Annotated in this window: 24 protein-coding genes, 1 pseudogene and 1 other annotated feature; of the genes and pseudogenes, 9 read left to right on the forward strand and 16 right to left on the reverse strand. The window is 49.8% G+C overall.

Annotated elements, in window-relative coordinates; translation table 11 throughout:
* Window positions 1-47 precede the first annotated feature (47 nt).
* Both ETV65_RS03280 and cobO read left to right on the forward strand, forming a co-directional pair.
* Window positions 48-809, forward strand: coding sequence for a YciK family oxidoreductase (locus ETV65_RS03280; RefSeq protein WP_129951558.1), 762 nt, complete (start codon window positions 48-50; stop codon window positions 807-809).
* Between the two features lie 14 nt (window positions 810-823).
* Window positions 824-1,414 (forward strand): cob(I)yrinic acid a,c-diamide adenosyltransferase, encoded by a 591-nt coding sequence (gene cobO, locus ETV65_RS03285; protein ID WP_129951559.1) that lies wholly within the window; start codon window positions 824-826, stop codon window positions 1,412-1,414.
* 16 nt (window positions 1,415-1,430) lie between these two features.
* On the opposite strand, the gene cobT is transcribed toward cobO, so the two are convergent.
* The 7 genes from cobT to ETV65_RS03320 all read right to left on the reverse strand — a co-directional run bounded on the left by cobT (window position 1,431) and on the right by ETV65_RS03320 (window position 7,654).
* Complete coding sequence (cobT, locus tag ETV65_RS03290) at window positions 1,431-2,474, reverse strand: nicotinate-nucleotide--dimethylbenzimidazole phosphoribosyltransferase (protein WP_129951560.1); 1,044 nt, start codon at window positions 2,472-2,474, stop codon at window positions 1,431-1,433.
* 26 nt (window positions 2,475-2,500) lie between these two features.
* The gene (gene cobC, locus ETV65_RS03295) at window positions 2,501-3,097 is read right to left on the reverse strand and encodes an alpha-ribazole phosphatase (RefSeq protein WP_129951561.1); all 597 of its coding nucleotides are present in this window, start codon (window positions 3,095-3,097) and stop codon (window positions 2,501-2,503) included.
* 16 nt (window positions 3,098-3,113) lie between these two features.
* On the reverse strand, window positions 3,114-3,866 hold the full coding sequence (cobS, locus tag ETV65_RS03300) for an adenosylcobinamide-GDP ribazoletransferase (protein WP_129951562.1): 753 nt from the start codon (window positions 3,864-3,866) through the stop codon (window positions 3,114-3,116).
* Window positions 3,867-3,891: 25 nt separating this feature from the next.
* Complete coding sequence (gene cobU, locus ETV65_RS03305) at window positions 3,892-4,446, reverse strand: bifunctional adenosylcobinamide kinase/adenosylcobinamide-phosphate guanylyltransferase (protein ID WP_129951563.1); 555 nt, start codon at window positions 4,444-4,446, stop codon at window positions 3,892-3,894.
* Window positions 4,447-4,581: 135 nt separating this feature from the next.
* On the reverse strand, window positions 4,582-5,502 hold the full coding sequence (rluB, locus tag ETV65_RS03310) for a 23S rRNA pseudouridine(2605) synthase RluB (protein WP_233432907.1): 921 nt from the start codon (window positions 5,500-5,502) through the stop codon (window positions 4,582-4,584).
* 573 nt (window positions 5,503-6,075) lie between these two features.
* On the reverse strand, window positions 6,076-6,696 hold the full coding sequence (locus ETV65_RS03315) for an L-threonylcarbamoyladenylate synthase (RefSeq protein ID WP_129951565.1): 621 nt from the start codon (window positions 6,694-6,696) through the stop codon (window positions 6,076-6,078).
* A 34-nt stretch (window positions 6,697-6,730) separates the two neighbouring features.
* On the reverse strand, window positions 6,731-7,654 hold the full coding sequence (locus tag ETV65_RS03320; protein WP_129952123.1) for a PHP domain-containing protein: 924 nt from the start codon (window positions 7,652-7,654) through the stop codon (window positions 6,731-6,733).
* Window positions 7,655-7,982: 328 nt separating this feature from the next.
* Window positions 7,983-8,085: a sequence feature (Trp leader region), on the forward strand.
* A 56-nt stretch (window positions 8,086-8,141) separates the two neighbouring features.
* Between ETV65_RS03320 and ETV65_RS03325 the strand changes: the two genes are divergently transcribed.
* The 6 genes and pseudogenes from ETV65_RS03325 to ETV65_RS24855 all read left to right on the forward strand — a co-directional run bounded on the left by ETV65_RS03325 (window position 8,142) and on the right by ETV65_RS24855 (window position 15,088).
* On the forward strand, window positions 8,142-9,704 hold the full coding sequence (locus ETV65_RS03325; protein WP_129951566.1) for an anthranilate synthase component 1: 1,563 nt from the start codon (window positions 8,142-8,144) through the stop codon (window positions 9,702-9,704).
* Between the two features lies 1 nt (window position 9,705).
* A pseudogene (gene trpD, locus ETV65_RS25095) lies at window positions 9,706-11,309 on the forward strand (bifunctional anthranilate synthase glutamate amidotransferase component TrpG/anthranilate phosphoribosyltransferase TrpD).
* Window positions 11,310-11,312: 3 nt separating this feature from the next.
* Complete coding sequence (gene trpCF / locus ETV65_RS03340; protein ID WP_129951569.1) at window positions 11,313-12,677, forward strand: bifunctional indole-3-glycerol-phosphate synthase TrpC/phosphoribosylanthranilate isomerase TrpF; 1,365 nt, start codon at window positions 11,313-11,315, stop codon at window positions 12,675-12,677.
* A 44-nt stretch (window positions 12,678-12,721) separates the two neighbouring features.
* The gene (trpB, locus tag ETV65_RS03345; RefSeq protein WP_129951570.1) at window positions 12,722-13,912 is read left to right on the forward strand and encodes a tryptophan synthase subunit beta; all 1,191 of its coding nucleotides are present in this window, start codon (window positions 12,722-12,724) and stop codon (window positions 13,910-13,912) included.
* Window positions 13,912-14,721, forward strand: coding sequence for a tryptophan synthase subunit alpha (trpA, locus tag ETV65_RS03350; protein ID WP_129951571.1), 810 nt, complete (start codon window positions 13,912-13,914; stop codon window positions 14,719-14,721). The genes trpB and trpA overlap by 1 nt, the downstream gene beginning before the upstream one ends.
* Before the next feature lie 214 nt (window positions 14,722-14,935).
* The gene (locus ETV65_RS24855; RefSeq protein WP_165383678.1) at window positions 14,936-15,088 is read left to right on the forward strand and encodes a hypothetical protein; all 153 of its coding nucleotides are present in this window, start codon (window positions 14,936-14,938) and stop codon (window positions 15,086-15,088) included.
* Between the two features lie 354 nt (window positions 15,089-15,442).
* On the opposite strand, the gene ETV65_RS25100 is transcribed toward ETV65_RS24855, so the two are convergent.
* The 6 genes from ETV65_RS25100 to ETV65_RS25105 all read right to left on the reverse strand — a co-directional run bounded on the left by ETV65_RS25100 (window position 15,443) and on the right by ETV65_RS25105 (window position 18,292).
* Complete coding sequence (locus ETV65_RS25100; RefSeq protein ID WP_240782803.1) at window positions 15,443-15,802, reverse strand: hypothetical protein; 360 nt, start codon at window positions 15,800-15,802, stop codon at window positions 15,443-15,445.
* Window positions 15,803-15,844: 42 nt separating this feature from the next.
* On the reverse strand, window positions 15,845-16,621 hold the full coding sequence (locus ETV65_RS03360; RefSeq protein WP_129951572.1) for a hypothetical protein: 777 nt from the start codon (window positions 16,619-16,621) through the stop codon (window positions 15,845-15,847).
* A gap of 45 nt (window positions 16,622-16,666) precedes the next feature.
* Complete coding sequence (locus tag ETV65_RS03365; protein WP_129951573.1) at window positions 16,667-16,963, reverse strand: hypothetical protein; 297 nt, start codon at window positions 16,961-16,963, stop codon at window positions 16,667-16,669.
* Window positions 16,960-17,277, reverse strand: a complete 318-nt coding sequence (locus tag ETV65_RS03370; protein ID WP_129951574.1) for a hypothetical protein — start codon at window positions 17,275-17,277, stop codon at window positions 16,960-16,962. Before ETV65_RS03370 ends, ETV65_RS03365 begins: the two co-directional genes overlap by 4 nt.
* 1 nt (window position 17,278) lies before the next feature.
* Window positions 17,279-17,851: a hypothetical protein gene (locus tag ETV65_RS24860; protein WP_165383686.1), complete on the reverse strand. Its 573-nt coding sequence runs from the start codon at window positions 17,849-17,851 to the stop codon at window positions 17,279-17,281.
* Between the two features lie 246 nt (window positions 17,852-18,097).
* Window positions 18,098-18,292: a hypothetical protein gene (locus ETV65_RS25105; protein WP_240782804.1), complete on the reverse strand. Its 195-nt coding sequence runs from the start codon at window positions 18,290-18,292 to the stop codon at window positions 18,098-18,100.
* Window positions 18,293-18,330: 38 nt separating this feature from the next.
* Between ETV65_RS25105 and ETV65_RS03385 the strand changes: the two genes are divergently transcribed.
* Window positions 18,331-18,777: a glycoside hydrolase family protein gene (locus tag ETV65_RS03385; RefSeq protein WP_129951575.1), complete on the forward strand. Its 447-nt coding sequence runs from the start codon at window positions 18,331-18,333 to the stop codon at window positions 18,775-18,777.
* Between the two features lie 24 nt (window positions 18,778-18,801).
* Here the strand turns inward: ETV65_RS03385 and ETV65_RS03390 are convergent, their stop codons facing one another.
* The 3 genes from ETV65_RS03390 to ETV65_RS03400 are packed head-to-tail and all read right to left on the reverse strand — an operon-like array spanning window position 18,802 to window position 20,072.
* Complete coding sequence (locus tag ETV65_RS03390) at window positions 18,802-19,068, reverse strand: hypothetical protein (RefSeq protein ID WP_129951576.1); 267 nt, start codon at window positions 19,066-19,068, stop codon at window positions 18,802-18,804.
* 47 nt (window positions 19,069-19,115) lie between these two features.
* Window positions 19,116-19,763: a hypothetical protein gene (locus ETV65_RS03395; protein ID WP_240782805.1), complete on the reverse strand. Its 648-nt coding sequence runs from the start codon at window positions 19,761-19,763 to the stop codon at window positions 19,116-19,118.
* Window positions 19,764-19,772: 9 nt separating this feature from the next.
* Window positions 19,773-20,072, reverse strand: coding sequence for a hypothetical protein (locus ETV65_RS03400; protein WP_129951578.1), 300 nt, complete (start codon window positions 20,070-20,072; stop codon window positions 19,773-19,775).
* Window positions 20,073-20,083: the final 11 nt, after the last annotated feature.

Raw genomic sequence — 20,083 nt, forward strand, 5'->3', positions numbered from 1 at the left:
TGACGGCCGTTTGCCGCCACATAACCGCCCCATTAAGAGGACTGACCGTGCATTATCATCCTAAATCCGATTTGCTCAATCATCGTATCATTCTGGTTACCGGCGCTGGCGACGGCATCGGCCGTGAAGCCGCACTGACGTATGCCCGTTTCGGCGCGCAGGTCATTTTGCTGGGCCGTACCGAAAGTAAACTCGCCAGTGTACAGCAGGAAATTGCGGCTCGTCATTTGCGGCCGGCTTTCATTTATGCACTGGATTTACTGACCGCCAGTCAGCAGGATTGCCAGCGCGTCGCAGAGCAAATCGCCGCATGGGTGCCGCATCTCGACGGCGTTTTGCATAACGCCGGTTTGCTGACTGATATCACGCCGATGGCTGAAATTAAATTGCAGGACTGGATGGACGTCATGCAGGTCAATGTTAACGCCACGTTTATGCTGACCCAGGCGTTACTGCCGCTGATGTTGAAATCTGCCAGCTCCTCGCTGGTGTTCACGACGTCCAGCGTCGGACGCGAAGGCCGCAGCGGCTGGGGCGCTTACGCCGTGTCAAAATTTGCCACCGAAGGCATGATGCAGGTGCTGGCCGAAGAGCATAAACACACCGGCCTGCGTGTCAATTGCATCAATCCTGGCGGCACACGAACCGGCATGCGCGCCTCCGCTTTTCCTGATGAGAACAAAGATAAACTCAAAACACCGGCCGATATCATGCCGCTGTATTTGTATCTGATGGGCGATGACAGCCGCCGTAAAACCGGTATCAGTTTTGATGCCCAGCCGGGGCGCAAAGCCGGTCCGGCAGAATAACCACGGAGCCTCTGATGACCGAAGATCGCCATAAACAGCGCCAGCAAAAGCTGAAAGAACAGGTTGATGCACGCATTGACGCCGCAAAAGAACAACGCGGGATCCTGATTGTGTTTACCGGTAACGGTAAGGGAAAAACCACGGCGGCCTTTGGTACGGTAACCCGCGCCGTCGGGCACGGTATGCGCGCAGCAGTGATCCAGTTTATTAAAGGGGAATGGCCTAACGGCGAGAAAAACCTGCTCGAACCTCACGGCGTGGAATTTCAGGTGATGGCGACCGGTTTTACCTGGGAAACGCAGAATAAAGAAACCGATACCGAAGCCTGTCAGGCCGTCTGGCAACACGGCAAACGGATGCTGGCCGATACATCATTAGATCTCGTGGTGCTTGATGAGCTGACGTATATGGTCAGTTTCGGTTATCTGGATTTGCAGGAAGTGATCGAGGCCCTGAACACGCGTCCGGCGCATCAGACGGTGATTATCACCGGGCGCGGCTGCCACCGTGATTTGCTGGAAATGGCTGATACGGTCAGCGAACTCCGTCCGGTGAAGCATGCCTTTGACGCCGGCATTATGGCGCAACAGGGCATCGACTGGTGATACCCTGTTTTCACTTTCAAAGCACTATCTGACACTCCGCCAGTGTCGCCATTTCGTTATGAACGGCACAGGCGGCATCAATCAGCGGTAACGCCAGCGCCGCGCCGCTGCCCTCGCCAAGTCGCAAGTTCAGATCAAAATACGGTTGCAACCCCAGTGCTTCCAGTGCCAGCGTCGCGCCCTGCTCGGCTGATATATGTGAAGGAATAAGGTAGGGTTTCAGCCCGGGGGCTATCTGGCATGCCGCCAGCGCTGAGGCGTAAGAAAGATAACCATCCAGTACCAGCGGAATACCAGACGCCGCGGCTCCGATCATGGCCCCTGCCATGGCGACCAGTTCAAAGCCCCCGACTTTCGCCATCACATCCAGCGCATCTGAAGGATCAGGCTGATTTACCGCAATGGCTTTTTCGACCACGCTGATTTTATGCGCCAGTCTGTCAGGTGGCAGATTTGCACCCAGCCCGACGGTTTGTGCTGGCGCAGCGCCGGTCAGTACAGCCACCATCGCAGCCGCAGCCGTGGTGTTTGCCATTCCGAGCTCACCCACAGCCAGCAGGGATAACCCGCTTTCGGCTTTCGCGATCACCCGTTCCGCACTCCAGATCAGTAAAGATTCCGCCTCTTCGCGCGTCATGGCCGGGCCGGTGGCAATATTGCCCGTTCCCTGCGCGACCTTATGATTGAGCGTTCCGGGAATATCCGCGCCAATGATACCGCAGTCAATCAGCGTTACCTGCGCACCGGCCACCCGTGCCAGCACCGAAACCCCGGCTTTCCCCTGCACAATATTGACCGCCTGGATCGCCGTTACCGCCTGTGGGGACGGCGTGACGCCTTCCTGCCATACACCATGATCGGCTGCCATCACCAACACTTCTTTGCTCGGGAAATGCAGGGGGTGGTTACCGCGAATTGTAGCCAGCTGAATCGCCAGTTGTTCCAGACGACCCAGGCTGCCCGGCGGTTTCACCAGACTGTCGAGTCGTGCCGCCGCCCTCTGAGCGGCCGGTGCATCGGGAACCGCTATCTGACGGAGAATGTTTGCCAGCGAAGCCATGGTGTCGTCCTTATGTGTTTGAAAAGTTAAATACCGCTGTCGTTAAAGCGCTGAATCACACAAGTGCCGGGGCTGAGATCAATTTCACACAAACAGCCTTGTTTAAACGGGAAACGCCACATATCCGCAGGTGCCAGCTTAAGCATCATCGCCAGCAACAGGCTGAGTGAACCCTGATGTGCCACTATCGCGAGCCTGCTTTCCTGCGGACGCAAATGCAACTGCTGCAAGGCCTGACGGATACGCGAGGTGAACGCCGTAAAGGATTCCCCCTGTGGCACCTCGGCCTTTTGCCAGTCCTGACACCAGGCCTGATAGCCTTCTGCCTGTGAGGCTTCGAGTTCATTGTGATGACGCATTTCCCACTCGCCAAACGCCATCTCCTGCAACAATGGCTGAGTCTCTATCGTCAGTTCGCGCCCGTGGGCAATGATACCGGCCATATCACGGCTGCGGCGCATATCGGTATGGATCAGGGCATCCAGCGGCGTAGCAGCCAGCTGACGCGCCACATGCTGCGCCTGTCGCTCCCCCTCCGCAGTCAGCACAATGTCGCTGCTGCCACAAAATACGCCGTTAACATTAGCCTGAGTTTGTCCGTGCCGTATCAGATACAGTTTCATTATTGAGTCCCTTTTCTCAGTGCCATAACAGGAAAAACAGGAAGAGCAGTTCGCTCAACTCGCACGCTGCGCCCAACGTATCGCCGGTCTGGCCACCGATACGCCGGGCGATAAAATACCGTAAGCCCAGCACACCTGTCAGTGTAATAAGCAGTGCCGGCAGTGTCGTGAATCCGCCGACAATCAGCGTCAGAAAGGCCATCAGCAACAAGGTGATATAAAAATGCCCCTCGCTGATTTTACCGATAAATAAATTGCCCATTCCCGACTCGCGGGCATAGGCCTGACGGTACATCATCACCGCCATCATGCCACGCCCGACCACCGGCGTGAGGATAAGACATGTCAGCACTGGCAGTCCGTCGGCGCTAAGCTGATAAATCAACGCCGTACGAAGCAGAACAGCCACAATCAGTGCCAGTGCGCCGTAGGTGCCAATGCGGCTGTCGCGCATAATTTCCAGGATCCGCTCCCGGCTGCGCACGGAGAATAAGCCGTCGCAACTGTCAGCCAGCCCGTCGAGATGTAAACCGCCGGTCAGCATGATATGTACGATGACAACGGCAATCGCCGCCGGTAGCGCCCCGACGTGCGGCAGCAGAAACAGCCACACCAGCGCGGTCAGTAACCCGATGACCAGCCCGACCAGCGGAAAGCACACAATACCGCGCGCATACTCTTTCAGTCCGATGCCGTCACACCAGCGTTCCCTGACCGGGATACGGGTGAGAAACTGCAACATTGCGAGAAACAGTCGCCATAAGGCCATAATAAATTCCCTTTCCTTCATCGTTTTATTCCGAGGTTTTCACCGGAACCGGGATGCCGGATACGATCAGGTATACATCGTCCGCCGCAGCCGCCAGTTGCTGATTCACCCGCCCGGCGATATCACGAAAACGTCGCGCCAGCAGGTTATCCGGCACAATGCCCATTCCGACTTCATTGGTGACGATAATCACTTCGGAGTCAGCCTGTTGCGCAACTTTCGTCAGTTGCGTGGTTTGCGCAAAAATATGCTGCTCTATCGCTTCAAAATCCATATCTTCCACCGATGTTTCACCGACAATATCAAACAAAAGATTGGTCATCAGCGTCGTGATGCACTCGATAATAATGGTCGGAAACTGTACCTGATGCTCGAGGATGATGTTTCCCAGATCCCGGTAACTTTCAAACGTATGCCAGTGAGCCGGGCGTTGTTGCTGGTGATAACGGATACGCTCCGCCATTTCCGCATCGGTTATGACCGACGTGGCGATATACAATACTTCGCCCCCGCGTTTCTCTGCCACCTGCTCGGCAAAACGGCTCTTGCCGCTGCGGGCACCTCCGGTAATCAACATCATAATCGGCTCCTTGCGTTGTATTCATAAACAGGGTGTGTAACAGAAGATGGCTACGCCCTGAATTTTGAGCAAAAAAAACCGCAGTCACAGACTGCGGTTTATGAGCATAGACACAAGTGCCTCGCTTGTCAGCGATTAACCCCGTTTTGCCGGACCGGTAGTTCGACGGGCCGGTGCAACCTGAGTGTGGCGCTTAACAGCACGACGGATCTGGTTGGCTTTTACACGGCGACGGTCACGCTCAACCGGCAACTTACTGACGGTTTCTTCGGTCATGTCGACCAGTGTACGCAGATAGTTAATATCCGGCAGATCCAGCTCTTTGTAGCCGCCGCGAGGCAGGCCTTTAGGCAGGTTCAGATCCCCATAACGTACGCGGATCAGACGGCTTACCTGTACGCCAACGGCTTCCCACAGACGACGAACTTCGCGGTTGCGCCCTTCTGTCAGGGTCACATTGTACCACTGGTTCAGACCTTCACCGCCCTGGAATTTGATCGAGCGGAATGCCGCAGGGCCGTCTTCCAGCTGCACACCACGGCTCAGTTGTTTGATTTTTTCATCATCAACCTGACCGAAAACGCGCACGGCATATTCGCGCTCAACTTCACGACTCGGGTGCATCAGGCGGTTAGCCAGTTCACCGTCGGTAGTGAATAACAGCAGACCCGAGGTGTTAACGTCCAGACGGCCTACTGCGATCCAGCGGGAACCGCGCATTTTTGGCAGACGGTCAAAAACGGTCGGGCGCCCTTCCGGATCACTGCGTGTACATAACTCGCCTTCCGGCTTGTAATACGCCAGCACGCGGCAAACGGTGTCCTGTGATTCCATCACTGACAGAACGTGGCCATCGAGACGAATTTTGGTGCCGCCGGTGACTTCCACGCGGTCGCCCAGCGTAGAAATTTTACCGTCGACGCTGACGCGGCCAGCCTGAATCATCGCTTCGACTTCACGACGTGAACCGTGGCCCGCACGAGCGAGGACTTTTTGCAGTTTTTCGCTTTGCCCTTCGGTGCTGTCCAGCGCGTTCTTCGGCTTCTGGTATTTCACTTCTTCTTCGTCACCGTTTTCATCAAACAGTGCTTCAGCTTTGGGTTTTGTCCCGCGCGGTTTCAGCGGCGCGCGAGGCTTTTCACCACGGGCATTTTCCGGACGGCCGGGCTTGCCTGTACGTGGTTTTTCAATACGGGAATTTTCGATACGTGAATCGCCGCGGCCTGCGTCAGAACGTGGTTTGTCTGAACGCGGCTTGTCGCTGCGTGGTTTATCAGTACGTGGCTTTTCGCCGCGTTTTTCAGCCCGTGACGGCTCCGGACGGCTTTTTGCTGCGCCGGAATTTCTGCCACTTTTTGGCTTGTCACCAGATGGACGTGACCCTTTGGCTTTGTCGCTGGTGTGTTTCTGGGAATTATACTTCTCGCTCATTGAGCAGCCTCATTTGTCGCCTTCACAGGCGTCGGGGGGAGCCGGCAGCACGACGTTGACCCTCGTCTGCCCGCCAAAATTCAGTTATTACGTATTATTACAATGACTTATAAAAAAGCCAGCCCGCCATTATACACAGTTATCCGCAATTTGTATCCTGCAATGGTTTGTACGGGCTGTTTATTTTTCCAACAATCGTTACCGGAAAGGCGCGGGATCACCCGCGCCTTCACGCACCACTTCCGGCGCCGCTTCGGTCAGATCAATCACTGTAGTAGGCTGCTGGCCGATAGAACCGCCATCGATCACCAGATCCACAACTTTACCCAAATGATCTCTGATATCTTCAGGATCAGATTCTGCAAAATCATTGCCCGGCAGCATCAGTGTGGTAGACATCAGCGGCTCGCCCAGCGCTTCCAGTAAGGCAATCGCAATCGGATTGGAGGGCACCCGCAGGCCAATCGTCTTACGTTTTTCGCTCATCAGGCGGCGCGGTACTTCTTTGGTGGCTTTCAGGATAAAAGTGTAATTACCCGGCGTGTTGTTTTTCATCAGCCGGAAAGCCGCGTTATCAACATGCGCGTAAGTCGATAGCTCAGACAAATCCCGGCATACCAGCGTGAAGTTATGGTTACTGTCTAACTGACGGATACGACAAATACGCTCCATGGCGTTTTTCTCTTCCAGACGGCAACCGAGCGCATAACCGGAATCTGTCGGATAGACGATAACCTGCCCTTTGCGCAGCAATTCTACGGCCTGATTAATCAGGCGGGGCTGCGGGTTTTCCGGATGGATATAAAAATATTGACTCATTGTTCCCTCTTAATTCTTCTTCTGCGGTCGTGCTTCAGACCGGTTCAATTTCAGGCTGTTCTCCCGGGGACGGCCAGTGTTGCCAGACCGGCTCTGCGCCTGCAGGAAGCCAAAGTTTTCGCCCCAGTTCAATCCACGAGCAAGGCTGATGGAAATCAGACCCCTGCGAGGCGAGCAACTGGTAATCACGGGCATAAGCCGCAAGTTGAGCACGCTCATTCGGTGCCTGCTGACATTGTGCGACTTCCATGGCATCACCGCCTTGTTCGGCAAAGAACGCCAGTAAGCGTTTCAGCCATTTTGTGGATAGGTCATAACGTCCCGGGTGGGCGACCACCGCCTGTCCGCCAGACTGATGAATCGCATCAATCGCTTGTTCTATTGTACACCACTGTGGCGGAACGTAGCCGGTCTTGCCCTTGGCGAGGTATTTTTTGAACACCTGCGCAATGTTGTCAGCCACGCCAGTTTCCACCAGATAGCGGGCAAAATGCGCACGGGTGACGGCGCCGCCATCGGCCAGACGTAATGCCCCCTCCCATGCCCCCTCGATGCGCGCTTTCGCCAGGCGTCGCCCCATTTCCCGGGCGCGCTGCTGGCGTAATTCCGCCTGTGCTTTCAGTAAATCCACCATCGCCTGATGGGCCGGGTCGATGCCCAGCCCGACAATATGAATCTCATGATTTTCCCACAGCGTAGAAATCTCGACACCGTTTACCAGTTGCAACGGCAGATGATTATCAGCTATCGCCTGCGCCGCGCGCGCCAGCCCTTCCGTGCTGTCGTGATCGGTGATCGCCAGTACGCCGACACGCATTTCTACAGCACGCGCCACCAGCGCTTGCGGTGTTAAATAGCCGTCAGAGGCGGTGGTATGGCTGTGGAGATCGTAAAGAGTAAAGGCGGAGCGGGTTGTCTGGTCGTCTGCTGAAGGCAAAGTGTTTGTTGGCAAAGTCATCGTCACGTGCGGATTTAACCTGTTTCTGAATGCAGTGCATATCATAACGCGTTAGGACTTTACACGTTAGGGATGATTTCACCCGGTCATTACGCACTGTTATGGTGCTTTAACACTTTTTGCACCCTACAGGCGCACTGATGTTGGGAATGGTGGAAAAAGAGGGTTGACTTTATACCGCTGAACTAGTTTACTAGTACGCAAGTTCACGGGGCAGTTCAGCAATGAACGGCGTGACAAACCGATTCAGAAAGCTTACGTTTTAAAGACGATAGCTTCTATAAACAAACAAGAGTGTCTGATGATGAAAACTCACATGATGGCGGTTCTCAGCTGGTGGCGTACTTCCCCTTGGCGGGCGGAGTAATCACGCATAGCTGTCATCAGACGCTGCAAGATTCCCGAAGCCCGCATAATGCGGGCTTTTTTGTGGCCGCCTATCAGAAATCCGTTTCACACAAACGTTGAAAAAATTTCAGGAAGCAAAATGACTATTCAGAAACCACGTTTAGAATTGCTGACCGCAGAAGGATGTTACCGCGGCGACCCGACGGCCATTTTTCACCAGTTGTGTGGTGCCCGTCCGGCGACCCTGCTGCTGGAGTCCTCCGAAGTGACCAGCAAAGAAAATCTTCAGAGCCTGCTGATTGTGGACAGCGCACTGCGTATCACTGCACTCGGTTCCCGGGTTTTAATTCAGGCACTGACGCCAAACGGCGCGTCATTACTCTCACTGATTGACGCCGCGTTACCGGCTGAAATTCGCAACGATGTGCGTCCGAACGGACGCGAACTGCGCTTCCCGTCCATTGACCAGATGCAGGACGAAGACGCCCGTCTGCGTTCACGCTCCGTGTTTGATGCATTGCGCAGTATCCTGACCTCGGTGGAAACACCCGCTGATGAGCGCGAAGCGATGTTCCTCGGCGGTCTGTTTGCTTACGATCTGGTCGCCGGTTTTGAAGATTTACCGGTATTAGAATCCGACCAGCGGTGCCCGGATTTTTGCTTCTACCTGGCAGAAACACTGCTGGTGCTGGACCACCAGAACCGTTCATGCCGCTTGCAGGCCAGCCTGTTTACGCCGTCACCGGAAGAGAAACAGCGTCTGCATACTCGCCTTGAACAACTGCAACACCAGTTACAATTACCCCCTCATGCCATTCCGCACCAGAGCGTGCCGGAGATGCAACTGAGCGTAAATCAGAGTGATGAAGAGTTTGGTGCTGTGGTGGAGAAGATGAAAGTGGCGATCCGCGCCGGTGAGATTTTCCAGGTAGTCCCTTCCCGTCGCTTCTCACTGCCGTGCCCTGCCCCACTGGCAGCGTATGAAACACTCAAAAACAACAACCCAAGCCCGTACATGTTCTTCATGCAGGACAACGATTTCACCTTGTTCGGTGCCTCTCCGGAAAGCGCACTGAAATACGATGCGACAAACCGTCAGATTGAAATTTATCCGATTGCCGGGACACGTCCGCGTGGCCGTCGTGCTGACGGTTCACTGGATTTGGATCTCGACAGCCGTATTGAACTGGAAATGCGTACTGACCATAAAGAACTGGCCGAACATCTGATGCTGGTGGATTTAGCACGTAATGATCTGGCGCGTATCTGTGAGCCGGGCAGCCGTTATGTCGCCGACCTGACCAAAGTTGACCGTTACTCTTTCGTGATGCACCTGGTGTCCCGCGTCGTCGGCACACTGCGTCATGACCTGGACGTCCTGCACGCCTATCAGGCAGTAATGAACATGGGCACGCTGACCGGCGCACCGAAAGTTCGCGCCATGCAGTTGATTTCAGCCTCCGAGCAAACCCGTCGCGGCAGTTACGGCGGCGCAGTCGGTTATTTCACCGCTCACGGTGATTTAGACACCTGCATCGTAATCCGCTCGGCCTATGTCGAAGACGGCATCGCCACCGTACAGGCTGGCGGCGGCGTGGTACTTGATTCCGTTCCGCAAGCCGAAGCCGACGAAACCCGTAATAAAGCCCGTGCTGTGCTGCGTGCCATCGCCACCGCCCATAATGCGAAAGAGGTATTTTAAGATGGCCGATATCTTACTCATCGATAACGTCGATTCCTTTACTTACAACCTTGTCGATCAGTTGCGTTCAAGCGGCCACAACGTGGTGATTTACCGCAATCAGATCCCGGCTGACGTCATTATCGAAAAACTCAGTCAGCTGGAAAAACCGGTGCTGGTGCTTTCGCCGGGACCGGGTACACCTTCCGAAGCCGGTTGCATGCCAGAGTTGCTCAAACGTCTGCGCGGTCAGTTGCCGATTATCGGTATCTGTCTCGGCCATCAGGCGATTGTGGAAACCTACGGTGGTTTCGTCGGGCAGGCCGGGGAAATCCTGCACGGTAAAGCCTCGGCAATTACGCATGACAATGAAGCGATGTTTGCCGGCATGCACAACCCGCTGCCGGTCGCGCGTTATCACTCGCTGGTGGGCAGCCAGATCCCCGACGGGCTGACCGTCAACGCCCGTTACGGCGATATGGTGATGGCAGTACGTCACGAAGAAGATCGGGTTTGTGGATTCCAGTTCCACCCGGAATCTATTTTAACTTCACAGGGCGCCCGTTTGCTTGAGCAGACACTGGCCTGGGCTTTGGCGTAAGGAGAACTGTCATGCAAACGCAAACTATTCCCGGCATTCTCGAAAACCTGTTTCGCGCTCAGACGATGACGCAGGAAGAAAGCCAGCAGCTATTTACCGCCATCGTGAAGGGCGAACTCGAACCGGCGCAACTGGCCGGGGCATTAATCAGCATGAAAGTGCGCGGCGAACAACCGGCTGAAATCGCCGGAGCCGCCAAAGCGTTACTGTCGCACGCCGAGCCGTTCCCGCGTCCTGATTATGCGTTCGCGGACATTGTCGGCACCGGTGGCGACGGCACCAACAGCATCAATATTTCCACCGCCAGCGCATTTGTCGCGGCGGCCTGCGGAGCCCGGGTCGCCAAACACGGCAACCGCAGTGTATCCAGCCGTTCGGGTTCTTCCGATTTACTGGCCGCGTTTGGCATCCGTCTGGATATGCCTGCGCAAGAATCACGGGCCGCGCTGGATGATCTGGGCGTGTGTTTCCTGTTTGCGCCGCAATACCACACCGGTTTCCGTCATGCGATGCCGGTACGTAAATCACTCAAAACCCGCACCCTGTTTAACGTGCTGGGTCCGCTGATTAACCCGGCGCGTCCGCCGCTGGCACTGATTGGCGTATACAGCCCTGAACTGGTGCTGCCGATTGCAGAAACATTGCGGGCGCTGGGTTATGAACGTGCGGCAGTGGTTCACGGTGGTGGGATGGATGAAGTGGCGATCCACGCAGCAACGCAGGTTGCGGAGCTGAAAGACGGTCAGATAACCACTTACGAACTGACACCACAGGACTTCGGTCTGGATAATTATCCGATTGAATCCCTGCTGGGCGGTGAGCCGGAAGAAAACCGTGACATTCTGGCACGCTTATTACAAGGTAAAGGAGATCCGGCCCATGAAGCTGCGGTAGCCGTCAATGTGGCGATGTTACTGCGTCTGTTCGGTCAGGAAGATTTAAAGCAAAACGCACAACAGGCTTTGGCCGTCATGCGCAGCGGTGAACCCTACCAGCGCGTGGTGGCACTGGCAGCAAGAGGATAAGTGATGCAGCAGGAAACGGTGCTCCACAAAATTGTTCGCGATAAAGAAATTTGGGTCGCGGCACGCAAAGAACAGCAACCACTGGCCAGCTTTCAGAATGAAATAACACAGAGCCAGCGCAGTTTCTACCATGCCCTGCAAGGGGCAAGAACGGCCTTCATTCTGGAATGTAAACAAGCTTCTCCGTCGAAAGGTAAGATCCGCGAGAATTTCGATCCGGTAGAAATCGCCAGCGTGTATAAAGACTACGCTTCCGCCATCTCCGTTTTAACGGACGAGAAATACTTCCAGGGCAGTTTTGATTTCCTGCCGCTGGTGAGTAAAACCGTCACACAGCCGGTGCTGTGCAAAGATTTTATTATCGACCCGTATCAGATCCATCTGGCCCGTTTCTATCAGGCCGATGCCATTTTGCTGATGCTCTCCGTGCTCGATGATGCTCAGTACGTTCAGCTGGCGGCCGTGGCACACAGCCTGAACATGGGTATTTTGACGGAAGCCAGTAATGAAGAAGAACTGGATCGCGCTGTTAAACTGAAAGCCAAAGTCGTCGGTATCAATAACCGTGACCTGCGCGATTTATCCATCGACCTTAACCGCACCCGTGAGCTGGCACCGCGCGTACCGCATGGTGTCACGGTCATCAGTGAATCAGGTATTAATACCTACGGACAAATCCGTGAACTCAGCCGCTTCGCCAATGGCTTCCTGATCGGCAGCGCCCTGATGTCAGAACAAGACCTGAGCAGCGCCGTGCGTCGCGTGCTGCTGGGTGAAAACAAGGTCTGTGGCCTGACCCGCCCTCAGGATGCCAAAGCCGCGCACCAGGCTGGCGCTATTTATGGCGGATTGATTTTTGTACAAGCGTCACCGCGCTTCGTAACCCAAACGCTGGCGAAAGAAGTACAGAACGGTGCGCCGCTTAAATATGTCGGCGTATTCCGTGATGAGCCAGTCAGTAAGGTGGCAGAAACCGCGCAGACCCTGAGTCTGACCGCCGTGCAACTTCATGGAGATGAAAGCCAGGCGTATATCGACGCACTGCGCACAGCATTGCCGCAAACGGTTCAGATCTGGAAGGCGCTGAGTGTCAAAGACACCGTTCCGGCACGCAACCTGAATCACGTTGACCGCTACGTGCTGGACAACGGTAAAGGTGGCACCGGTTATCGTTTCGACTGGAGCACGCTGGCCGGGCAGGATTTGAGCAATGTGCTGCTGGCTGGCGGACTAAGCGCTGATAATTGCGTCCAGGCCGCGCAGCTCGGTTGCGCAGGGCTGGATTTCAACTCCGGTGTTGAAAGCGAACCTGGCATCAAAGATGCTGAAAAAATTACCGCCGTATTCCAGACATTGCGGGCGTATTAAGCCGCACGCAATGACGCAAAAATTGACAGACAGGACGCAATAACATGACTTTACTTAATCCCTACTTCGGCGAATTTGGCGGCCAGTACGTCCCGCAAATTCTGATGCCTGCGCTGGCTCAGCTGGAAGAAGCTTTTGTCAGTGCGCAGCGCGACCCTGAGTTTCAGGCTGAATTCATTGATTTACTGAAAAACTACGCAGGCCGTCCGACGGCGCTGACCCTGTGTAAGAACCTGACAGCAGGAACCAAAACCAAGCTTTATCTTAAGCGTGAAGATTTGCTGCATGGCGGCGCACATAAAACTAACCAGGTGTTGGGTCAGGCATTGCTGGCCAAACGCATGGGCAAAACGGAAATCATCGCCGAAACCGGTGCAGGTCAGCATGGCGTGGCATCGGCACTGGCCTGTGCACTGCTCGGCCTGAAATGCCGCATTTATATGGGCGCAAAAGACATTGAGCGTCAGTCGCCAAACGTATTCCGTATGCGTCTGATGGGGGCTGAAGTCATCCCGGTGCACAGCGGTTCTTCCACGTTGAAAGATGCCTGTAATGAGGCGCTGCGTGACTGGTCCGGCAGCTATGAGAAATCGCACTACATGCTCGGGACGGCAGCAGGTCCCCATCCGTATCCGACCATCGTACGTGAATTCCAGCGCATGATCGGCGAAGAAACCAAGTCACAAATGCAGGAACGAGAAGGCTGTCTGCCGGATGCCGTCATTGCCTGCGTCGGCGGGGGGTCTAATGCGATCGGTATGTTTGCCGATTTTATCGACGATACCAGTGTGAAGCTGATTGGCGTCGAACCCGGCGGTCTGGGCATTGAAACCGGCCAACATGGTGCCCCGCTGAAACATGGCCACGTGGGCATTTACTTCGGCATGAAAGCGCCAATGATGCAAACTTCAGAAGGCCAGATTGAAGAGTCTTACTCTATTTCTGCCGGTCTGGATTTTCCGTCTGTTGGTCCGCAACACGCCTTCCTCAACAGCATTGGCCGTGCAGAATATGTCTCAATCACCGATGATGAGGCGCTGGACGCGTTTAAAGAATTGTCCCGCCATGAAGGGATTATTCCGGCCCTGGAATCCTCTCATGCGCTGGCTTACGCGCTGAAACTGATCAAGGAAACGCCAGAAAAAGAACAGATTCTGGTGGTTAACCTGTCCGGACGCGGCGACAAAGACATTTTCACCGTACACGACATCCTGACTGCCCGGGGAGAAATTTAATGGAACGTTATCAGCAATTATTCAAGCGTCTGGAAAGCAAAAAAGAAGGGGCGTTTGTTCCTTTCGTCACGCTGGGCGATCCGGGCGTTGAGCTGTCACTGTCAATTATCGATACGCTGATTGAAGCCGGTGCCGACGCACTGGAACTGGGTGTCCCGTTCTCCGATCCTCTGGCTGATGGCCCGACCATTCAGAATGCAAACCTGCGCGCGTTTGCTGCGGGTGTGACGCCGACACAATGCTTCAATATGCTGGCACGCATCCGTGAAAAACATCCGGATATCCCGATTGGGCTGCTCATGTATGCCAATCTTGTGTTCCACAACGGCATTGAAACCTTCTATCAGCGTTGCGCTGAAGTGGGTGTTGATTCGGTGTTGGTTGCCGATGTGCCATTTGAAGAGTCTGCGCCATTCCGTGCTGCCGCGTTGCGCCACGGCATCGCCCCTATCTTTATCTGCCCGCCAAATGCTTCTGATGATTTGCTGCGTGAAATTTCGTCCCATGGCCGCGGATATACTTATCTGCTGTCACGCGCAGGTGTGACGGGGACGGAAAAACGTGCACTGACGCCGTTGAATCACTTAGTGGATAAGCTTCGTGAATACCATGCAGCGCCGCCTTTACAGGGTTTCGGTATCTCCGAACCTGCGCAGGTGAAAGAAACGCTGGCTGCGGGAGCTGCCGGGGCTATTTCCGGTTCAGCGACGGTACGCATTATCGAAAACAATCAGCATCAGCCTTCCGAAATGTTGGCTCAGCTTTCCCGTTTCGTCAGTGAAATGAAAGCGGCCACACGTCCTCAGTAAATATTCTCTGACAGAACCTCAGCCACAGAGTGACTAAGGTTCTGTTTCTTTTAATTTCTTACTATTTTTAACCCCGCTTAATTTGTATTACTCCTTTTAATAATCCACACTAAAATTACTCTGTACATCAATGATATTTTGCACGATGTGAATATCGCTGATTCCGTAAGAGTTTGTTTCTTTTGGTTTTATAACAAATCATGGAGAGTTATTTATGAAGCTATTCAAAACATTGTCCGCGTTCTGCATGGCAGCGGTTGTGGTCATGGCTGTTGCCGCTTGTGCGCCGACTAAAAAATCAGAAGGAACAGGGGGTTATATCGATGACACCGTCGTGACGACAAATGTTAATGATACATCAATTTAATTTTCAGTACTCTACCGTCACTGCCTCACAAATCACCTTCGTACCATTCCATTCATCCTTGTAGATACTTGTATCAATCCCGCAGCCCGCTTCAAACGTCCATCCAGTCTGTTCTGTGAACTTCTTGTACTTCCCTGATTCACGCCTGTCGTAGTACTGAGCACCAGAGTAAACAAACCCTGCTGAACCTTGCGGTACTATCCAGACCCCATAAGCCGAAAACGTAGAAGCATGTTCAATTACCTTGTATTCAAATTCACTGCCCTTATAACGGCCTGTAAAGGCTTCTGACGTGTTGATGTTTCCGAATGGGGGATTGCCATAGGCGACACGATAAAAACGATCTGGTGAGTACTAAAGAGCATCACCACATATCCATTCAGCCTCTGGAAGGACACGTTTCCCAATCATCACGTATTCAGGATTCAACTCTACACAAGTGATATGTGTGGGTTGATTTCGCAGAAACTGGTAGTAGCTTAACCGCCCTATCCCCGCACAAAGTTCTATACAGTCATCAGTACAGCCAGCATCTAATATGAAGTCCCAAGCCAGCATTTCAGGCGTGAAGAAAGCACCGGTAGCACCAATCCCATCACCCTTGTAGTTATTGAATATGAATTCTTTATCATCTTGTGTTAGTTGCTTATCTGAATGTACTAAATCCATCACCTTTATGTGATTTGCAGATTCCTTTTTTGTAATTCTTGCCATAAAAAAATACCCGTATAAATTAATGTACGGGTATTTACTTTATTATTTGAAATTGAATATCTCTTGTAAATCACTAACACCTTCACGCAACTCTTTAACTTTCTCTGTTATGTTAGACATTAATCTCTTACATTCTATAGTTAGTTCTACTATATCACTAAACATTTCTTCTCTTTCAGCACCACGCTGTTCAGGAAAATGAATATTAATATCTTCATCAGGATCGATGTTATTCAAATTGAATCTATAATAAGGTAATAATTGAGAACCGATTAAAACATAAAGTCGGTTCATTTTTTCTTTCAAATCAGTATAATCTTTCACAACATTAGTTATAGCATTATCTTTATTTTTGAAGGTACACCCTACAATCCTTGCCTTAAATATATCATTGCCGACTAATTCAAGTGAAGTATCCATTGATTCAATTAATTCCCGCATACTGAGATAAGTTGATGCTAAATGTTTAATGCAGAAATCTTCTTGATGATTATCAGTGCTATGTATAAAAAATTGAGTTCTATTATCAATTATAAAAAGCAATTGTTGCTGCTTTTGTAAAGAAGATAACAGAACCATATCTTTATGTAGAATATCTATAGCGAAATTACTCGCATTTTTATAACGCTCTTGTACTAAATAATTTTTAGCATACCAAAATGCAAAAATTGCGACTAAAAAAGATAGCACTGTAGATATAGAGGAAATCCAATCTGTTATTTTTATTCCGTCATAAATTGTGGGATAAAAGTCATTCATACATACTAAAAATATTATAAGTAATAATATAAAACAACTTGAAGTGATATATATCCGCATATGAATTCCTACAAAAGAAAATTAAATAGTAAATCCCATTTTTTCTCAACTACCACCAATCAAGATTATAAGTACTTTCCAAACTTGATCAAGCGGTATAGCTGGTAGTAACACTCCACATAGTGCTAACAGCGGTATCACTACATAGTTGTAAAAGACAATGAATGTTAGTACCCAACCAAGCCCCTGACGCCATGTAAAACCTTTACGAGTTTCTTCAAGCGTGATCTCATTCTGTTCATGGCTGTTCTTTGCATCTAAATCTGCCTTACTCTGCTCCTTCTTCTGGAAGAAACCAAAACCTGTTTTAATCAATTCAATGATTGCTGTAATTCCTATCATTCTATAATTCCCATTGCATATACCCAGAAATGTTTACCCTTAACGAATAGCTTTTTAGTGTCGATAACGTACACATCAAACTGTAAACCACTATCGAGTAGTTCCCATTTAAGTACTTCACCTACTTTTAAATCCTGCGACTTTTCAAAACACGCATTCATAAAACTATCAATATGATAATCAGTTTCTTTGATTATTTTTTTAAACTTTTTGGCAAGAAAGATTACATTAATAGGCATACTATTTCCATCTGGAATAAGTCCATTGATTCTAATATCACTTGTGAGTTCACCATAATGTTTTTCAAAATCCATATTAATTCCTTTTAATAATAAACGATCCTTGAATTCCCGATATCATAAGGCGTACACCATCATTAGCTTCTTGGTAGAAGTCATAGATGATCTTACGGCGTTTAGATTCACGTAATCCAATTACACGTTTTGTTTTTGTCTTTGTATCTTTTTTAGTAGTATCAATTAATCTTTGCTTACCGTTTTTACCCTTAACTATTTTATAGCGACCACTCGCAAGATTCTTTTTCAACCCTGCAATGTTGCCTTGTGCAGATAGTCGTGCTGCACTTGTCGGTACTATTTTATCAATAGCTTTTTCTTTTACGAAAACATCGTATAAGTACTTGACCTGTAGATCCTTAACAAGTATTGATGTAGTAACACCTGTACCTGATTTTTTATAAAGGAATAGTATTGACCGTTGTGTAAAGGTAACTGCACCCCGATCTACCGATTTATTCATATCTGCTTGCATCTTCTGTGCTAATGCTCTTGAACGATTAATTATTTCTTTTTGGAAGTCCTGCTTTAGCTTCACTCCCTGTGATTTTATATATTGTTGAGCACCGCTAACATCTATTCTACTTGCCATATATTTACCTTAATTTAACCATGATAGTATTTCCTGAAGTATTCCCCTTAGTCTGGTCTTAGATTCACCGGTAGGTAGTCTACACTTCTGCATTACTGCTAAATTAATAATATTAGGCTTTAGCCCTTCTGTTACGATAATTGCAGTTTCTATATATGAAGTTTCTGCCATTGAAGCGAATCCCCATAAGATGGTTTTCTTGTACTCCATACCCTCTTCAATCATTCTATTAACTACTTTGCTGCTTTAGGTGTACCCTCTCCATCCGTTTTCTTTTGAAGTAGATTTGATCTTATTAGCTGTTTTAACCCGCTGGTAAATTTGTTTCATTCCATAATACACCATACCCGTTTCAGGGAATTCAATCATATAAACAAAACCAGCATAGCTTCCATCTAATAGTACATCTTCACTCCAATCTTCTGAATAACTCCATTCCATATAAATACTTCCATAATAATTAACTTATAGGAATATTTATGGAATTAGCAGACAGATTAAAACAATATGAAGGTACTAAACAGTATCAACAAAGTCGGGGTATGTTTAGGAATGATAAGTTCTATCAGTACTATGATAGTCTTGGTAAACCTACCATTGGGTACGGACACCTTTTAACTAATAGTGAAGTATATCCATATGGGATTAGTGAAGATAAGGCTAACGCATTACTTAACCAAGACATTAAAATTGCACGTATGCAGTACTACAAATTAGAATTAGACCTTCCTCAAGACTGGCAAGATTTTATGATTATCATGATCTTTCAGTTAGGGTATGCCGGTGTACTTAAGTTTAAGAAGATGATTGCAGCACTGAAAGCCAAAGACTACAAAGAAGCAATTAAACAAGCTAAAGATTCACTATGGTATAAGCAAACTCCAAACCGTCTAAATCAGATGATTGAAGTACTAACCAACAAATAAAATAAGGGGCATTATGCCCCTTACTCATTTTACTTTTTCAAGAATTGTTAGAATTCTCTCGATTTTCAAATCCAATTGATGGATCTGCGTTCCGAGTGATTTTAATGTTTCCTTCATTTCATCCTGTTCTTCTTCTAATCTACTTAAAGTACTTTCTTGTACTAATATTTTAGATTCCAGTGTAGAGACACGATCTGTTAGTTCTTTGTTGTCACCGCCCTTATCACGGAATATTGCCCATATTAGGGCACCCCCCGCAAAAATTGCAGAAATCATTGCCCACACATCCATTTTTAAAACCTCATATTTCTTATTATTATTTTGTACTGCTTTATTATTTAGTAACCGGTGAAACTTGCAAGTGCTATATTTAATCCATTATTACCCATAGCAGTACTATATGGTTTTTGTTTACTATTAACATATTGCAAAGTAAATGAAGTACTATTATTCCTGCGAATTAACAAACCAGAATAACCAGTTGCAGTACCATCATCTGATATATTGCCCGGACACTGACTAATGCAAACCCACGGATTAGCAAAGGATGTATTTAGTGTTAGGGCACTACTTAAATCATATCCTGCCGGTACTGAAAAGAATCCCTGAATACGGGGCATACTGCCAGCACTTGCAGCACTCCAGATTAATTGACCACCAGCATCATAAACATCAAGATAACCAGATGAGATACCGTTAGTGTTACTCGATATCATAAAGCGACCACTATTCGCCTCATAGAGACTTGCACCGGCAAAGCAGTACCTACCATCATTCTGTATTTGGAACCAACGTAAACCCTGATCAGGGAAGAAGTTATCTTGAAGAAAACCCAATGTAGAGCCGTTACCGAATGCACTGTTGATTAGATAGAAACCCGTGTCTGATAAGTTACCCATTGCCTTTAGTTGGCTGGTTACTACTGATTTATTATTAGAGTCGATAGTAAGAGCACCGGCAGAATTGTATACCTGAAAACCTGACATAATGCCCCCTTAGAGTGTGTTGTATGAATAAACGTCAAATACTAAACTTTGTGCATAAGCACCGCCTGTAGGTAGGTACTGAACCGAAAATGAATCATTATTTGGTATGCAGTAAAATTCATTGTAGTACTGGTTAGATCTTAGTATTGCTAACCATCCTGTAGTACGCATACCCCCGAATCCTACATTCCATGAGTTTGTACCGGAGGTAATATTCAAACCTACCGAACCCATATACCTCATATTGTAGTCACCAATATCTACTACCATTGTCCCGCCAGCATCCCAGCATTGTAATCCTTGTGCCATTATTAAATCCT

The sequence above is a fragment of the Rahnella sp. RFA10(1/100) genome, assembly GCF_004195115.1.
Taxonomy (GTDB): Bacteria; Pseudomonadota; Gammaproteobacteria; order Enterobacterales; family Enterobacteriaceae; genus Rahnella; species Rahnella perminowiae.

Coding starts and splice junctions, on each gene's coding strand:
- cobO (WP_129951559.1), top strand. CDS start 824: ATGACCGAAGATCGCCATAAACAGCGCCAGCAAAAGCTGAAAGAACAG.
- cobT (WP_129951560.1), bottom strand. CDS start 2,474: ATGGCTTCGCTGGCAAACATTCTCCGTCAGATAGCGGTTCCCGATGCA.
- cobC (WP_129951561.1), bottom strand. CDS start 3,097: ATGAAACTGTATCTGATACGGCACGGACAAACTCAGGCTAATGTTAAC.
- cobS (WP_129951562.1), bottom strand. CDS start 3,866: ATGGCCTTATGGCGACTGTTTCTCGCAATGTTGCAGTTTCTCACCCGT.
- cobU (WP_129951563.1), bottom strand. CDS start 4,446: ATGATGTTGATTACCGGAGGTGCCCGCAGCGGCAAGAGCCGTTTTGCC.
- ETV65_RS03315 (WP_129951565.1), bottom strand. CDS start 6,696: ATGAGTCAATATTTTTATATCCATCCGGAAAACCCGCAGCCCCGCCTG.
- ETV65_RS03320 (WP_129952123.1), bottom strand. CDS start 7,654: ATGACTTTGCCAACAAACACTTTGCCTTCAGCAGACGACCAGACAACC.
- ETV65_RS03325 (WP_129951566.1), top strand. CDS start 8,142: ATGACTATTCAGAAACCACGTTTAGAATTGCTGACCGCAGAAGGATGT.
- trpCF (WP_129951569.1), top strand. CDS start 11,313: ATGCAGCAGGAAACGGTGCTCCACAAAATTGTTCGCGATAAAGAAATT.
- trpB (WP_129951570.1), top strand. CDS start 12,722: ATGACTTTACTTAATCCCTACTTCGGCGAATTTGGCGGCCAGTACGTC.
- trpA (WP_129951571.1), top strand. CDS start 13,912: ATGGAACGTTATCAGCAATTATTCAAGCGTCTGGAAAGCAAAAAAGAA.
- ETV65_RS24855 (WP_165383678.1), top strand. CDS start 14,936: ATGAAGCTATTCAAAACATTGTCCGCGTTCTGCATGGCAGCGGTTGTG.
- ETV65_RS25100 (WP_240782803.1), bottom strand. CDS start 15,802: ATGGCAAGAATTACAAAAAAGGAATCTGCAAATCACATAAAGGTGATG.
- ETV65_RS03360 (WP_129951572.1), bottom strand. CDS start 16,621: ATGCGGATATATATCACTTCAAGTTGTTTTATATTATTACTTATAATA.
- ETV65_RS03365 (WP_129951573.1), bottom strand. CDS start 16,963: ATGATAGGAATTACAGCAATCATTGAATTGATTAAAACAGGTTTTGGT.
- ETV65_RS03370 (WP_129951574.1), bottom strand. CDS start 17,277: ATGGATTTTGAAAAACATTATGGTGAACTCACAAGTGATATTAGAATC.
- ETV65_RS24860 (WP_165383686.1), bottom strand. CDS start 17,851: ATGGCAAGTAGAATAGATGTTAGCGGTGCTCAACAATATATAAAATCA.
- ETV65_RS25105 (WP_240782804.1), bottom strand. CDS start 18,292: ATGGAATGGAGTTATTCAGAAGATTGGAGTGAAGATGTACTATTAGAT.
- ETV65_RS03385 (WP_129951575.1), top strand. CDS start 18,331: ATGGAATTAGCAGACAGATTAAAACAATATGAAGGTACTAAACAGTAT.
- ETV65_RS03390 (WP_129951576.1), bottom strand. CDS start 19,068: ATGGATGTGTGGGCAATGATTTCTGCAATTTTTGCGGGGGGTGCCCTA.
- ETV65_RS03395 (WP_240782805.1), bottom strand. CDS start 19,763: ATGTCAGGTTTTCAGGTATACAATTCTGCCGGTGCTCTTACTATCGAC.
- ETV65_RS03400 (WP_129951578.1), bottom strand. CDS start 20,072: ATGGCACAAGGATTACAATGCTGGGATGCTGGCGGGACAATGGTAGTA.